Origin of the sequence: Nocardia spumae (assembly GCF_020733635.1) — a bacterium.
In the GTDB taxonomy this organism is placed as follows: Bacteria; Actinomycetota; Actinomycetes; order Mycobacteriales; family Mycobacteriaceae; genus Nocardia; species Nocardia spumae.
Genome location: NZ_JAJFZL010000001.1, coordinates 4,628,581 through 4,643,911, shown reverse-complemented (window position 1 = coordinate 4,643,911; position 15,331 = coordinate 4,628,581). Strand labels below are relative to the sequence as shown.

The 15,331-nt window shown below is 68.1% G+C and carries 11 protein-coding genes; 6 read left to right on the top strand and 5 right to left on the bottom strand.

Going from position 1 to position 15,331, the window contains the following annotated elements; genetic code table 11:
- The first annotated feature begins 45 nt into the window (after positions 1–45).
- The 4 genes from LKD76_RS20725 to rarD all read left to right on the top strand — a co-directional run bounded on the left by LKD76_RS20725 (position 46) and on the right by rarD (position 5,466).
- Positions 46–957, top strand: coding sequence for an ADP-ribosylglycohydrolase family protein (locus LKD76_RS20725; RefSeq protein WP_227982970.1), 912 nt, complete (start codon positions 46–48; stop codon positions 955–957).
- Between the two features lie 94 nt (positions 958–1,051).
- Positions 1,052–3,484 carry a cation-translocating P-type ATPase gene (locus LKD76_RS20720; protein ID WP_227982969.1) on the top strand — a complete coding sequence of 811 codons (2,433 nt, stop codon included), beginning with the start codon at positions 1,052–1,054 and terminating at the stop codon, positions 3,482–3,484.
- Between the two features lie 100 nt (positions 3,485–3,584).
- On the top strand, positions 3,585–4,424 hold the full coding sequence (locus LKD76_RS20715) for a PhzF family phenazine biosynthesis protein (protein ID WP_227982968.1): 840 nt from the start codon (positions 3,585–3,587) through the stop codon (positions 4,422–4,424).
- A 127-nt stretch (positions 4,425–4,551) separates the two neighbouring features.
- Positions 4,552–5,466, top strand: a complete 915-nt coding sequence (gene rarD / locus LKD76_RS20710) for an EamA family transporter RarD (RefSeq protein ID WP_372466001.1) — start codon at positions 4,552–4,554, stop codon at positions 5,464–5,466.
- A 12-nt stretch (positions 5,467–5,478) separates the two neighbouring features.
- On the opposite strand, the gene LKD76_RS20705 is transcribed toward rarD, so the two are convergent.
- A complete protein-coding gene (locus LKD76_RS20705) occupies positions 5,479–6,096 on the bottom strand; it encodes a class I SAM-dependent methyltransferase (RefSeq protein ID WP_227982967.1) in 618 nt (205 codons plus the stop codon).
- Positions 6,097–6,153: 57 nt separating this feature from the next.
- Positions 6,154–7,599 carry an alpha/beta hydrolase family protein gene (locus LKD76_RS20700; protein WP_227982966.1) on the bottom strand — a complete coding sequence of 482 codons (1,446 nt, stop codon included), beginning with the start codon at positions 7,597–7,599 and terminating at the stop codon, positions 6,154–6,156.
- A 219-nt stretch (positions 7,600–7,818) separates the two neighbouring features.
- Here LKD76_RS20700 and LKD76_RS20695 point away from each other — a divergent pair, with 219 nt between their 5' ends.
- Positions 7,819–9,072 carry a serine hydrolase domain-containing protein gene (locus tag LKD76_RS20695; protein ID WP_227982965.1) on the top strand — a complete coding sequence of 418 codons (1,254 nt, stop codon included), beginning with the start codon at positions 7,819–7,821 and terminating at the stop codon, positions 9,070–9,072.
- A gap of 63 nt (positions 9,073–9,135) precedes the next feature.
- On the opposite strand, the gene ilvA is transcribed toward LKD76_RS20695, so the two are convergent.
- Both ilvA and LKD76_RS20685 read right to left on the bottom strand, forming a co-directional pair.
- A complete protein-coding gene (ilvA, locus tag LKD76_RS20690; RefSeq protein ID WP_227982964.1) occupies positions 9,136–10,491 on the bottom strand; it encodes a threonine ammonia-lyase IlvA in 1,356 nt (451 codons plus the stop codon).
- 152 nt (positions 10,492–10,643) lie between these two features.
- Entirely contained in the window at positions 10,644–11,084 is a 441-nt protein-coding gene (locus tag LKD76_RS20685) for a nitroreductase family deazaflavin-dependent oxidoreductase (RefSeq protein WP_227982963.1), read from the bottom strand.
- 117 nt (positions 11,085–11,201) lie between these two features.
- Here LKD76_RS20685 and LKD76_RS20680 point away from each other — a divergent pair, with 117 nt between their 5' ends.
- Positions 11,202–11,432, top strand: coding sequence for a hypothetical protein (locus LKD76_RS20680; protein ID WP_227982962.1), 231 nt, complete (start codon positions 11,202–11,204; stop codon positions 11,430–11,432).
- 117 nt (positions 11,433–11,549) lie between these two features.
- Here the strand turns inward: LKD76_RS20680 and dnaE are convergent, their stop codons facing one another.
- Positions 11,550–15,095: a DNA polymerase III subunit alpha gene (gene dnaE, locus LKD76_RS20675; RefSeq protein WP_227982961.1), complete on the bottom strand. Its 3,546-nt coding sequence runs from the start codon at positions 15,093–15,095 to the stop codon at positions 11,550–11,552.
- Between the last annotated feature and the right edge of the window lie 236 nt (positions 15,096–15,331).

The window sequence follows — 15,331 nt, the reverse complement described above, 5'->3', positions numbered from 1 at the left end:
GGCGATAATCGGCGCAGGCGTCAGCGAGGGGAGAGGATCGTGCCGGTGGAATGGGATGCGGACCAGCGGGATCGGGCGACGGGGGTGCTGCTGGGGACCGCCGCCGGTGACGCACTCGGCGCGGGCTACGAATTCACTTATCCGGCACCGGATTCGGTGATCGAGATGCGGGGCGGCGGATCGCCGCGCTGGGAACCGGGGGAGTGGACCGACGACACCGCGATGGCCGTCGGAGTCGCCCTCGCCGCGGCCGAGCACGGGACACTGCACCACGACGCGGGACTGGATGCGGTGGCCCGGGAGTTCGTGCGCTGGTGGGATACCCGCCCCAAGGATGTGGGCTACCAGACCAGCCAGATCCTGCAGTGGCGCAGCGCCGGCGCCGCCGATATGCGTCGGCGCTCCTTCGAACTCGACGGACTCACCGGCGGCAACGGCTCGCTCATGCGCACCGCTCCGGTCGCGCTGTGCTATCTCGACGATCCGGGCAACTGCGCCGCCGCGGCGCGTGCGGTCAGCGAGCTGACCCACAGCGATGAGCGAGCGGGAGAGGCCTGCGTGCTGTGGTCCTGGGCGATCCGGCACGCGGTGCTCCACGGTACCTACGACGGTGTGCGGGACGGGCTGGCTCTCGTCGACGCCGATTTCTGGGCCGATCTGCTGGACCGGGCCGAATCCGGCAGCCCGGCGGATTTCCCGAAGAACGGCTGGGTGGTGCACGCGCTGCAGACCGCGTGGTGGGCGATCACCCACACCGAGTCGCTGCCCGGCGCACTCGAGGCCGCGGTGCGCGCCGGCGGCGATACCGACACCACGGCCGCGATCGCGGGCGGGCTGGCCGGTGCCCGCTGGGGCGCCTCGGCCATCCCGCCGCAGTGGGTGGCGCTGCTGCACGGGTATCCGCGGCTGGGGGGTGCGGACCTGGTCGCGCTGACCCGCCGGATCGTCGATCGCTGAGCCGGGCCGGGGTGCGTGTGCCGGCCGGTTGCCCGCATTCGGCCTCGCCACCGGGTCCGGTCCGATTCGTCGGAAACGCTCTAGGCTGTCGGACATGTCGATCACCGAGCAGCAAGCGCGCGCACCGGGTCTGACCGCGGCCGAGGTCGCACAGCGCGTTCGTGACGGGCAAACCAACGATGTGCCGGATCGGGCGAGCCGCTCGGTTGCCGACATCGTCCGGGCCAATGTCCTCACCCGCATCAACGCCATCCTCGGTGTGCTGTTCGTGCTGGTCCTGGCCACCGGATCGATCATCGACGGCATGTTCGGCCTGCTGATCGTGGCCAACAGTGTGGTCGGCATCGTGCAGGAATTGCGGGCCAAGCGCACCCTCGACAAGCTCGCCATCGTCGGTCAGGCCAAACCGGTGGTGCGCCGTGACGGCGCCGCGGCCGAGATCGGTCCCCAGGACGTGGTGCTCGACGACGTGATCGAGCTGGGGCCCGGCGATCAGATCGTGGTCGACGGTGAGGTCGTCGAATGCGAACTGCTCGAGGTCGACGAATCGTTGCTGACCGGTGAGGCCGATCCGATCGACAAGGCCGTCGGCGCGAAGGTCATGTCCGGCAGCTACGTGGTCGCCGGATCGGGCGCGTACCGGGCGACCAAGGTCGGCAAGGACGCCTACGCCGCGCAACTGGCCGATGAGGCCTCGAAGTTCACGCTGGTCGATTCCGAGTTGCGCAGCGGTATCGACACGATCTTGAAGGTCATCACCTACCTGCTGATCCCGGCCGGTCTGGTGACCATCTACAACCAGCTGTTCTCCAGCCACGAGTCCTGGCGGCAGGCACTCAACGGGATGGTCGCCGCCCTGGTGCCGATGGTGCCCGAGGGGCTGGTGCTGATGACCTCGATCGCCTTCGCTGTCGGCGTGGTGCGGCTGGGACAGCGTCAGTGCCTGGTCCAGGAATTGCCGGCGATCGAGGGGCTGGCCCGCGTGGATGTGGTCTGCGCGGACAAGACGGGCACGCTCACCGAGAACGGCATGCGGCTGTCGGAGCTGCGGGTCGTCGGCGATGTGCCCGAGCGGCAGTTGCACGCGGTGCTGGCCGCCCTCGCCCACGACGATCCGCGCCCCAACGCCAGCGTGCTGGCCATCGCCGAGGCGATGACCGAGGATCCGGACTGGTCCGCGACCGGGGTGGCGCCGTTCAGCTCGGCCAAGAAGTGGAGCGGTATCTCCTACGGTGAGCACGGCAACTGGTTGCTCGGCGCGCCGGATGTCCTGCTCGACTCCGGCTCCGATATCGCCGCCACCGCGCAGGACATCGGCGCGCAGGGGCTGCGGGTGCTGCTGCTGGCCTCCTCGGATCGCCCGGTGGACGATCCCGCCGCACCGGGCACGGTGCGCCCGCAGGCGCTGGTCGTGCTGGAACAGAAGGTGCGCCCCGATGCCCGCGAGACCTTGGATTACTTTGCCGATCAGGATGTTTCGATCAAGGTGATCTCGGGCGACAACGCGGTCTCGGTCGGCGCGGTGGCCTCCTCGCTCGGACTGACCGGTGGCGAGCACGCGGTCGATGCCCGGCGGTTGCCGTCCGGACAGGACGAATTGGCCGATGTGCTGGACCGTGAGACCACTTTCGGCCGGGTGCGCCCGGATCAGAAGCGCGCGATGGTGAGTGCGCTGCAGTCGCGCGGGCACACCGTCGCGATGACCGGTGACGGCGTCAACGACGTCCTGGCGCTCAAGGATGCCGATATCGGTGTGGCGATGGGCTCTGGCAGCCCGGCCACCCGCGCGGTCGCGCAGATCGTCCTGCTGGACAACCGTTTCGCCACCCTGCCGTACGTGGTGGGTGAGGGCCGGCGGGTGATCGGCAATATCGAACGGGTCTCGAATCTGTTCCTGACCAAGACCGTGTACTCGGTGCTGCTGGCCTTCCTGGTGGGGGTGGCCGGAATCGGTTCGCAGATCTTCCATTACGCGCCGCTGTCGTATCCGTTCCTGCCCCGCCACGTCACCATCGCGGCCTGGTTCACCATCGGCATCCCGGCCTTCATCCTGTCGCTGGCACCCAACAACGAAAGGGCGCGAACGGGTTTCGTCCGGCGGGTGCTGCGCCTGGCGGTGCCGTCGGGAACGGTGATCGGGGTGATGACCTTCATCGCCTACCTGATCGCCTACTGGAGCGCCGACCAGAGCCTGGACGAGGAAGCGCGATCGGTGCAGACGGGGACCACGGCGCTGATCACGCTGCTGGTGATCGCGGTATGGGTACTGGCGATCGTGGCGCGGCCGTGGAACTGGTGGAAGATCCTGCTGATCGCCGGATCGATCGCGGGCTATCTGATCCTGTTCACGGTGCCGTTCACCCGGCACTTCTTCAAGCTCGACCCGTCCAACGCCACCCTGACCGGTGCGGCGTTCGTCTGCGGGGCCATCGGCATCGTGCTGGTCGAGGTGGCGTGGTGGGTCACGGCCATGGTGACCGGGGAACAGCGCCATCTCTTCCCCGAGGAGCCGGGCCGAAATCACTGAGCCGGAAGGGATGACGGCGCGTCAACTGGTCGCATGGTATGGCGCGCCGTGAACATCGTTGTGCCGCGCATCGATTCGGAACGCGGGTACCTTCGGCTCTATGGAGGTCCTGCTGCATCAGATCGACGCGTTCGCCGATGCGCCCTTCACGGGTAACCCGGCGGCGGTGATGCCGCTGCTGGCGTGGTTGCCCGACGAGCTACTCCAGCGGCTGGCGGAAGAGAATCATCTGTCCGAGACCGCCTTCTACACATCGGCATTGCCGCCGGAGGCGGGCCTGCCCTACGGCGACGGCCCGGCCTTCTGGTTGCGCTGGTTCACCCCGGCCACCGAGGTCGATCTGTGCGGGCACGCCACCCTCGCCGCTGCCGCGCAGATCTTCGACGATATGCATCCGGGCGCCGACCGCCTGCATTTCTACACCCGCAGCGGCTGGCTCGGCGTCGACCGCAGCGGTGACGAGCTGGTGCTGGATCTGCCGGCGGTCGAATCCACCGACGCGGTCCCGGATCCGGATCTGATCACCGCGCTCGGGGTGCGGCCGGTGCGGGTGCTGACCGGCCAGGACGAGGTGGTGATGGTGGCCACCGAAGCCGAGGTGCGCCGGGCCCGCCCGAATTTCGCGGCCTTCCCGCCGTTGCCCCGCGGGGTGATCCTCACCGCACCGGGTGACCACAGCGACTTCGTATCCCGGTTCTTCGCCCCGGGGGTCGGTGTCGACGAGGATCCGGTGACCGGCTCCGCGCACGCCCAGCTCGCGCCCCTGTGGGCCCGCGACCTCGGACGCCGGGAGCTGTCCGCGCGCCAGCTGTCCGCCCGGACCGGCCGGCTGCACTGCACCGTGACCGGTGCGCGGGTGCTGCTGACCGGCCGCTGCCATCGCTATCTCGACGGTGTCGTCCGGTTGCCGCACGGGGAGGTGCTCCCGACCGCCCGGTGAGAGCGCCGCGGGCGCTGTGTCCGGGACCGCACCGAAACCCGCTCGACAGGTATTGCCGAACGGAAGTAGCGTGCGCGGAGTGTGGGTGCGTGGATCGGTGCGGAGTGCGCAGGAACGTCCGGGTGTCGTGGACACCTCCGGGGCGCGGCAACGGTCGATCGCCGGTCGCGGGGTCGCCGTCGGTGCCGGCGCGTACCTGATCTGGGGCATGTTCCCGGCGTTCTTCGGGCTGGTGGACTTCGCGAATCCGATCGAGATCCTGGTCCAGCGGATTCTGTGGACTCTCGTGCTGGTGCTGGGCCTGTTGCTGGCGGCGGGACGATGGGGCGAGTTGCGGACGATCGACGGCCGCACCTGGCGGCTCGCGGCGGTCGCGGCGGCGGCCATCTCGATCAACTGGGGTACCTACGTCTACGGTGTGACCTCCGGCCACGTCGTCGAGTGCGCCCTCGGATACTTCATCAATCCGCTGGTGACCGTGCTGTTCGGGGTGGTGCTGTTCCGGGAGCGGCTGCGGTGGCCGCAATGGGTGGCGCTGGGTCTGGGGGCGACGGCGGTGCTGGTGCTGACCGTCGACTATGGCAAGCCGCCGGTGATCGCGCTCGTGCTGGCCTGCTCGTTCGCGACCTACGGTCTGGTCAAGAAGGTGATCCGGCTCGATCCGATGCGCAGCGTCGCGGCGGAGGGGCTGGTCTCGGCACCGTTCGCACTGGTCGCCGCGATCGTGCTGGGATGGCGCGGACAGGCCGAATTCGGGCACGGCGCCGGGCACACCGCACTGCTGATCGCGACCGGCCCGGTGACCCTGATCCCGCTGCTGCTGTTCGCTTTCGCCGCGTCCCGGGTGGCGCTGTCGACCATGGGGCTGCTGCAATATCTCACGCCCGCACTGCAATTGGCGTGGGGTGTGCTGGTCGGTCACGAGCCGATGCCGGCCTCGCGCTGGATCGGGTTCGCGCTGATCTGGACGGCTCTGGCGGTGTTCACCGTGGACGCGCTGCGCCGGACCCGGCGCCCGGCGCGCTCGGTCGTGCCGAGCTGATCCGCGACCCGCTCAGGGTGATACGGCGACCCCGAGTGACTGTGCGGCAAGGAATTTCGGTGCCCGCTCCTCGTAGAAGCGATCCACCTCGGTGATCTCGAATCCGGCGTCCTCCACCAGCCCGCGGATATCGCGGTTCAGGTGACATCCACCGGCGATCACCTGTTGTACGGGATCCAGGCGGTCCTGCCACCGGCGTACCGCCGCGTCCGGCGCCATGCCGTGTTCGAGGAAGTGAAAGGTGCCGCCCGGCACCAGAACTCGCCGTACCTCCCGCAGCGCGAGCGTGAGGTCGGGGATCGTGCACAGTGTCCACGTCGACAACGCGCTGTCGAAACTGTTGTCCGCGAACGGCAGCGACTGCCCGTCGAGTCCGGCCCGCTCCACCGGCACCGGGGACTGCGCCACCCGGCCCGCGGCCAGCCGCCAGCCCACATCCGCCGGCTCGACGGCGCTGACCCGGCTCACCCCGCTGGGATAGAACGGCACGTTGCGCCCCGATCCGAACCCGATCTCCAGCACCCGGCCGCTGAGCCCGTCGCACACCCGCGCGCGCAGCCGGTCGTTGGCCCGGATGCCGCAGACCCGGTCGATCAATCGCGGCAGGATTCGATCGCTGTAGATTCCCACCCCACCACTGTGTCAACTCCCCACCCGCACCGCTACTGTCCGCGGGCCGTCGCGATCTCAGTGCACCGGTGCGGTATGGGTGCCGAGCCAGGTGGTGAGGTAGGACAGCACCTCGGGTGCGATGGTGGTCTCGATGACGGGATATTCCTTCGGACTGCCGGTGTCGGCGGGTTGCATCAGGTGGTTGAGGCCGTCGAAGACGTGGACCCGGGCGTTCGGATGACCGGCCAGTGCCGCCTGGGCGGCGGGCGCGTTCTGTTCGGCCGGGACCTGGACATCCTTGGTGCCGTAGAAGGCCAGCACCGGGATCCGCAGCGCCCGCAGTGCCGGGGTCGGGTCATAGTCGATCAGAGCCTCGAAATACGGGGTGGTCAGTTGATCGATCGCTGATTGCGGCTGCCGCTGATCCGGCGGCAGCGAGTTGTTGTGCTTGGTGGCGAAGCGGTCGATCTGCTGCTCGTCGGCATTGCGGATGAGCGTGGTCAGCGTGGTGATGTAGCCGACCTGGGAGCGAACTGTCTCACGATCGGCGTTCTCGCGCTTCAGCAGCGTGATGTTCTGCTCCAGCAGCACCTCCGATCCCGGAACCGCCGGACCCGCCATCATGATCACGAAGGCGAGCCGGCTGTCGGGGCGGGTGGCGGCCAGCGGTGCCAGATATCCGCCCTCGCTGTGGCCGAGCAGGCCGATCCGGTCGCCGTCGATATCGGGCCGGCCGCGCAGATAGGTGAGTCCGGCCATGATGTCGTCGGTCAGGTCCATGTAGGACGCGGTGTCGAGCAGCCCGCCGGTCCCGCCGACACCGCGATCGTCGGTGCGCAACACGGCGTATCCGGCGCGGGTGAGCGTATCGGCCAGCAGCAGGAACGGTTTGTGGCCCGCGATCTCCTCGTTGCGGTCCTGGGGGCCGCTGCCGGTGATCAAGACGACCGTCGGATACGGTCCGGGGCCTCTCGGCTTCGTCAGCGTGCCGGCGATGGTGATGTCGCCGCTGCGATAACTCACCTCCTCGGCGGTGTAGGGCCACGGCGGGTTCGGTTCCTGAGGGCGCGGCGGGGCCGGTACCTTACCGCGGCGCAGCGTGAGTGCGATGTCGTGACCGAACTGGGTGAAGGTGCCGGTGATGTCGTCGCCGGGGCGCGCGTAGCGGCCGTGGAAGAACGGATCGCCGGGCAGGCCGGGCAGTGCGAAGGTGACGGCATCCGGCTCCGTGCTCACCCGTTCGAGCGGCAGATCGTAGATGTGCTGCACGGGAACCGAGGCGGTGGCCCCGTCCGCGGTGAATGTGACGCCGATCGGAAGTGCCTGATCCGGCAGGGGGAGCACACCGCTCCAGTCGCCGGCGATCACCGCGGATGGGGGCACCGACCGCACCGGCTCGGAACTCGAACATGCGGCGATCAGAGCGATCGCGAGCGCGACGGCGGCCAGTGCGCCACCGCGTCCGCGATATCTCGGCAGCGCATCCCTCGATCCGTCGAATTCCGGCAAATCGGACTTCATCGACCGTCGCGACCGCATTCCTCAACGATGACACATCGTGGCCCGTGAGGAGGTATTTCGGCAGGTCAGAGCGCTCGATGGCGGGATGGTGGACGCTGTGGCGCGGCCGGGTCACGCGTCGGGCACGGCGAGGACACACCGCCTCGAACGGGTCTCGGGGAAATCACCGCTCGGGCAACGCCATTGCCCGCACAACGGTACGCCCGTACCGTAGATTGAGTGAGCAACGACGCTTTCTCCGCAGGTTCGGCGGCTCTGCCCGCCGGTGTGACCGGCTACGCCGCGGTCGAGTTCGAGCCCCTGGTGCGCAACTTCGCCCGCATCGTCGGCGGCCGGATCGGAGCCGGTGGTGGTCTGACCGTTCATCGCTACGGGGAAAGAGTCGTCGAGGTCCGGACCGGATACTCCGCGGGGACCACCCCGTGGACGCAGGACACGGCGAGTGTCGCGTTCTCGGCTACCAAGGGCATCGCCTCCACGGTCGTCCATCGTCTCGCCGATCGCGGACTGATCGACTACGCCGCTCCGGTCGCGGAGTACTGGCCCGCCTTCGGCGCCGCTGGCAAGTCGCGAATCACGGTGGCGCAGTTGATGACTCACCGAGCCGGGCTGTCGTCGCTACCCGGTATCGCCGCCGGGCTCGACGAGGTGCTCGATCACGAGCTGATGGAGGATCGGCTGGCGGCCGCGAAACCGGATCGGCTGCTCGGGGTCCCGGCCTACCACGCCCTCACCTACGGTTGGCTGCTGGCCGGGCTGACGCGCGCGATCACCGGCTCGAGTATGCGCGAGCTGTTCCGTACCGAGGTCTCCGAACCATTGGGCATCGATGGTCTGCACCTGGGCCGGCCGGGGCCCGATTCGGCCACCACCGTGGCCGCGCTGGCCGGTTCCAAGCTGGCCTTGGCGGGCACCGCGCTCGGCGGACTGGTACTCGGGCGCGCGGGCCGCTTCCCGGGGCCACCCGGCGCCGCCACCCGGGCACTGTTCCTTCCGGGCCTGCAGGCGTTGTTCGACGGTGACGAACCGTCGATTCTGAATACCGAAATGCCGGCCGGCAACGGCGTCTTCACCGCCAACGCGCTGGCATCGGTCTACGGTGTGCTGGCCGACGGCGGCATGGTGTCCGGTCGCAGGTACCTGTCCGCGCACACCATGCGAGCCGTCCGGCGGGTGCAGACCCACCAGCTCGACCACGCCCTGTTCTACCTGCCGATGATGTGGCATCTGGGGTACCACACGTTCCCGATCCCCGGCACCACGTCCGGATTCGGCCATATCGGCCTGGGTGGCAGTTTCGGCTGGGCCGATCCGAGGCTGGGCCTGTCGGTCGGCTTCGTGCACAACCGGTTCACTCCGCAGTCGTTCGTGTGGGATCAGATGGCCGCGGCCTGGGTGCTGCCGCTGGCCGTCCGCGGTGCGCGCGCGATGAGCAACGGCCGCCGGTCGCTGCCGCGTGAGCGGGCCGCGTGAGCTGATCGCGGTCGCCGTCGCCCTGTGCCGCGGAAGATCTCCGCGGCACAGTGTCGCCGATACTCAGGTCAGGTAGCGGTAGGTCGGTGAATCGGGATCCAGCTGCTGGCACTGGATCGGGGAATCCTGCATGCGAGCCTGCAGCGCCGCGAGCCCGGCGGGCGTACCCAATTCGATGCCGACCAGCGCGGCGCCGGTCTCCCGGTTGTTGCGCTTGACGTATTCGAACAGGGTGATGTCGTCGTCGGGACCGAGCACCTCGTCGAGGAATCGGCGCAGCGCACCGGGCTCCTGCGGGAAATTCACCAGGAAGTAGTGCTTGAGCCCGCGATGCACCAGCGATCGTTCGATGATCTCGCCGTAGCGCGAGATGTCGTTGTTGCCTCCGGACAGCAGGCACACCACCGTCGACCCCGGTTCGATCGCGATATCGGCCAGCGCCGCGACCGCGAGCGCACCGGCCGGTTCGGCGATGACACCCTCGTTCTGGTACAGCTCGAGCATCGCGGTGCAGATGGCGCCCTCGTCGATCTGCATCATGCGGAAAGCGCCTGCGCCCCGGGGGGATTCGGTGCCGATGAGCAGCGGCAGCGAGCCGTGCGACACCACCCGGCCACCGAAGCCCGCCACCGTCGCGTAGGGCAGATCGCCCACCCGGCGCACGGCGGCGCCGTCGACGAACGGATCGATATCGGGCAGGGTGATCGGACCCCCGGCGATGAGCGCCGCGGTCATCGAGGCCGCCCCCGTGGGCTCGACCCCGAGGAGGCCGGTGCCGGGCGAACGGTCACGCAGATAGGTGCCGATACCGGCGAGGCAGCCGCCGCCACCGACCGGAATGATCACCAGATCGGGCGGGGTGGGCAGCTGTTCCAGCAGTTCCACCGCGACGGTGCCCTGCCCGGCGGCCGTGCGCGCGTCGTCGAACGGCGGAACCATCGTGGCCCCGGTGCGCGCGACGTCGTCGGCGGCCGCGGCGGCCGCGGCGTCGAAGTTGTCACCGACCGCGATCAGTTCCACGAACTCGCCGCCGTGGGCGCGGATGCGGTCCCGTTTCTGCTTGGGCGTGGTGGTCGGCACGTAGATCCGGCCCTGGATCCCCATCGACTGGCAGGCGAACGCCACCCCCTGGGCGTGGTTGCCGGCGCTGGCGGTGACCACACCGGCCGCGCGTTCGGCGGCGTCCAACTGGACGATCAGGTTGTACGCGCCGCGCAGCTTGTAGGAGCGGACCGCGGTGAGGTCTTCGCGCTTGAGGTAGACGTTCGCGCCGGTGGCCGCCGACAACCGCTCGATACGCTGCAGCGGAGTCGGCTCGACGATCTCGGAAATTCGCTTGGCGGCCGCATCGATCTCGTCCGCGCTCAGTTGGGGCAGCGGACCGGATACTTTCTCTACGACATCCAGCGGATCAGACACCCGAATATGCTATCGGGCACTCTCGCGCGCCCGCGCGGCAGCGGGGGTTACGGGTCCGGTCGCCGGGGCGGCGGGGGAGTCGCACGAGAAGAACGGCGACGTCCGGACCGAGGTCCGGACGTCGCGCAGGTCGTGGCGATCGAGTGTGCCGATCAGGATTTGGGGGTCAGGACGAACAGCGGGATCTCGCGAGTCGTCTTGGTCTGGTAGTCGGCGTAGTCGGGATAGGCCTCGACCGCGCGCTGCCACCACAGCGCCTTCTCCTCGCCGCTGACCTCGCGAGCGGTGTAGTCCTTGACGGTGTCGCCGTCGCGAAGTTCGACGGTCGGGTTGGCCTTGAGGTTGTAGTACCAGACGGGATTCTTCGGAGCGCCGCCGAGCGAGGCGACCGCCGCGTACTCGCCGTTGTGCTCGACCCGCATGAGCGGGGTCTTGCGCAGCTTTCCGGTCTTCGCGCCGATGCTGGTGACCAGCACGATCGGCATCGAGTCGCGCAGCGTGTTGGCTTCGGCCCCGTTCGATGCCTCGAACTTCTCGGCCTGCTCGCGGGCCCAGTCGGACGTGCTGGGTTCGTATTCTCCGGTGAGTGGCATGCCCGGCACAACATCGCCGCGTGCGGATGTGTTCCCGGTCCCGCCGCGCCCCCTCCGAGTCGGGAGAACGATAAATGTTCGGTGGCCCGAAATCGGAGATGTGTGTAGCCTGACTGCATGACTACGGTCGGCCCCATCGTTCGCCGCGCACCCCGTGTCACCCACACGGTGGTCCTCGCGGGTGTCCGCTGGCCCGTGTACAAACTCGAGGCCCTGGCACTGGGGCTGGTGCTCGCTCTGATCCTGGGCCTGATCCTCGGATCCGCGCAGATCGCGATTCTGGCGGGCGCCGCGCTCGCCACTGTGCGCTGGGTCGCCGGCGCCGCCGCCCGGCGTTCCGCGGGCTGATCACCCGATTCACCGAGTCCCGCACTGCCGGCCGCGAGGTCGTCCGGCTACCCGGATCTGCCCGGTGTCGGAGCCGATACGGCCGTGACACCGGGTCGTCCACCGGCCGGTTCCGGCTCAGCCGGCGAGGCAGCCCGGGCCGAGCAGGGCCTTGAGGTCACCCATCAACGCGGAGGAGGGGGAGACCCGCAGATTGTCGGCCACCTTGAGCAGGGTTGTCTTCTCCCGCGACCCGATGTGGCGGATGTGCACATCGGCGGTGCCGGGGTGGCTGGACAGCACTCGCTTGAGCGCACCGACCTTGTCGGGGGTGCACAACCGGGTGGGGATCGTCACCGCCAGCGGTTTCTCCATGCCGATCGCCGAGAGATCCGGAACCACGAGGTCGTTGGCGATCAGGGAGATCCGGTCGTCGCGCACGGAGACGCGGGCCTTGACCAGTACCACCGCGTCCTCGGCGACGTCCATGCCGTACACCGAATAGGCCTGAGGGAAGAACAGCACCTCGATCCCACCGGTGAGATCCTCCAATTGTGCCGAGGCCCAGGGCATTCCGTTCTTGTTGACGCGCCGGGTGACCGAGGCGAGGATACCGCCGATGGTCACCTGGGCGCCGTCCTTGACATCGCCCTGCAGGATGGCGGGAATCGGCGTGTCGGCCTGGGCCGCGAGCACATGCTCCACGCCGTTGAGCGGATGCCCGGACACGTAGAGGCCCAGCATCTCCCGCTCCAGTGCGAGTTTGTGTTTGGACTCCCACTCCTCGTCGGGGACCTTCACATCGAAGACCGCGGCGACCGAACCGTCATCGTCGTCGAGCCCGCCGAACAGGTCGAACTGCCCGATCGCCTCGGCCTTCTTGGTGGCCATCACCGCATCGATGGCGTCGGAGTGCACCAGCAGCAGACCCTTGCGCGGATGCTCGAGCGAGTCGAAAGCGCCCGCTTTGATGAGCGATTCGGTGACCTTCTTGGTGCAGGCGACGGTATCGATCTTGTTGAGGTAGTCGGAGAAGTCGGTGTACTTGGACTTCTCGGTGCGCGCGGCGATGATCGAGGCAACCACATTGGTGCCGACGTTGCGGACCGCGCCGAGGCCGAATCGGATATCGGTGCCGACCGAGGCGAAGTTCAGCTCGGATTCGTTGACATCGGGCGGCAGCACCGTGATGCCGAGGCGGCGGCAGTCCGACAGGTAGACCGCGGCCTTGTCCTTGTCGTCGCCGACGCTGGTGAGCAGGGCTGCCATGTACTCGGCCGGATAGTTGGCCTTGAAGTAGGCGGTCCAGTACGAGACCAGGCCGTAGGCGGCGGCGTGCGATTTGTTGAACGCGTATCCGGCGAAGGGAAGGATGGTGTCCCACAGCGCCTTGATCGCGGCCTTGGAGTAGCCGTTCTCGAGCATGCCGGCCTCGAAGCCCTCGAACTCCGCGGCCAGGACCTCGGCCTTCTTCTTACCCATCGCGCGGCGCAGAATGTCTGCTCGGCCGAGCGAGTACCCGGCCACCTTCTGCGCGACGTGCATGATCTGCTCTTGGTAGACGATCAGGCCGTAGGTTTCGCCGAGGATGTCGCGCAGCGGCTCCTCGAGCTCGGGATGGATCGGCTTGACCTCCTGCCGGCCGTTCTTGCGGTCGGCGTAGTCGTTGTGCGCGTTCATGCCCATCGGGCCGGGGCGATACAGCGCGCCGACGGCCACGATGTCCTCGAAGGCGGTGGGCTGCATGCGGCGCAGCAGATCGCGCATCGGTCCACCGTCGAGCTGGAACACTCCCAGGGTGTCGCCGCGCGCGAGCAGATCGAAGGTCTTCTGGTCGTCCAGCGGCAGCGCGTCCAGATCGACATCGATGCCACGGTTGGATTTCGCGTTGTCGATGGCATCGCCCAGGACCGTCAGGTTGCGCAGACCGAGGAAGTCCATCTTCAGCAGGCCGATGGCCTCACACGACGGATAGTCCCAGCCGGTGATGATGGCGCCGTCCTGGGCCCGCTTCCAGACCGGGATCGCGTCGGTGAGCGGCTCGGAGGACATGATCACCGCGCAGGCGTGCACGCCGGCGTTGCGGATCAGGCCCTCCAGACCCTTCGCCGTGTCGTAGATCTTCGCGATATCGGGATTGGATTCGATGAGCGTGCGGACCTCGGCGGCCTCTTTGTACCGCTCGTGCTCGGGATCGGTGATGCCCGAGACCGAGATGTCCTTGGCCATGATCGGCGGCGGCAGCGCCTTGGTGATCTGGTCGGCGATCGCGAAGCCCGGCTGGCCGAACAGCACGCGCGCCGAATCCTTCAGCGCCGCCTTGGTTTTGATGGTGCCGAAGGTGATGACCTGGGCGACGCGGTCGCTGCCCCACTTCTCGGTCGCGTAGCGGACCATCTCACCGCGGCGGCGATCGTCGAAGTCGATATCGATATCGGGCATCGAGACGCGTTCGGGGTTGAGGAACCGCTCGAACAGCAGACCGTGCGGCAGCGGGTCGATATTGGTGATCTTCAGCGCGAAGGCGACCAGCGAACCGGCGGCCGAACCACGGCCGGGCCCGACCCGGATGCCGACCTCGCGAGCATGGTTGATGAGGTCGCCGACGACCAGGAAGTAGGCCGGGAAGCCCATCTCGAGGATGACGTTGATCTCGTACTCTGCCTGGTCGAGGTATTTCTGCGGGACGCCGTCGGGGAAGCGGTACTCGAGGCCGCGCGCGACCTCCTTGCGCAGCCACGACGCCTCGGTCTCACCCTCGGGCACGGGGAATTTGGGCATCCGGTCGCGGTGGGTCCACACATCCTCGTAGGACTGCACCCGCTCACCGATGAGCACGGTGTTGTCACAGGCGCCGGGGACCTCGCCGTCCCAGATCTCGCGCATCTCCGCGGCCGACTTCAGGTAGTAGCCGCTGCCGTCGAATTTGAAGCGGGTCGGGTCCGACAGCGTCTTACCGGTCTGGATACACAGCAACGCTTCGTGATTGGTGGAGTCGGCCTCGTGCACGTAGTGGCAGTCGTTGGTGGCCAGGGGCGGGATCCCGAGTTTGCGGCCGACCTCGAGCAGGCCCTGGCGAACGCGGGTTTCGATGGACAATCCGTGATCCATCAGCTCCAGGAAGAAATTCTCCTTGCCGAAGATCTCCTGCCACTTGGCCGCGGCTTCCAGCGCTTCGCGCTCGTGTCCCAGGCGCAGCCGGGTCTGCACCTCACCCGACGGGCAGCCGGTGGTGGCGATGATGCCCTCGGCGTGCTGGGCGATGATCTCGGCGTCCATGCGGGCCCACTTGCCGAGCTGGCCCTCGATCGAGGCCAGACTGGACAGCTTGAACAGATTGCGCAGGCCGGTCGCGTTCTCGGCGACCATCGTCATGTGGGTGTAGGCGCCGGAACCGGAGACGTCGTCGCCCTTCTGGCTGGGATCGCCCCAGAGCACGCGCTTGGTGTTGAATCGCGACTCGGGTGCGATGTAGGCCTCGATGCCGATGATCGGCTTGAGGCCCTGCTTCACAGCCGAGTTGTAGAACTCCGAGGCGCCGTACATATTGCCGTGGTCGGTCATTCCGACCGCGGTCATGCCGAGCCGCTCCGCCTCCTTGAACAGGGGCGTGATCTTCGCGGCGCCATCGAGCATCGAGTACTCGGTGTGGTTGTGAAGGTGAACGAATCCCGAGTCAGCCACGGGCCGATCCTAGTCGAAATTCCGGCCGGATCCGCCCGGGGAATGACATTGATGGCATTTCCTGACCACGCGTCCCGGCGGGGCCAGGCAACTCGTCGCAATCGCCCGATTCCGGGTGGCCGATCTCACCCGCGTCCGGTGACCGCACGCGGCGCGCTCGTCATAGCTGGGAATCCGCTGTGGTGACGCTGGTAACGTCCGGGCGGTCCGACAGCGATATCCCGGCTGCGAGAGAC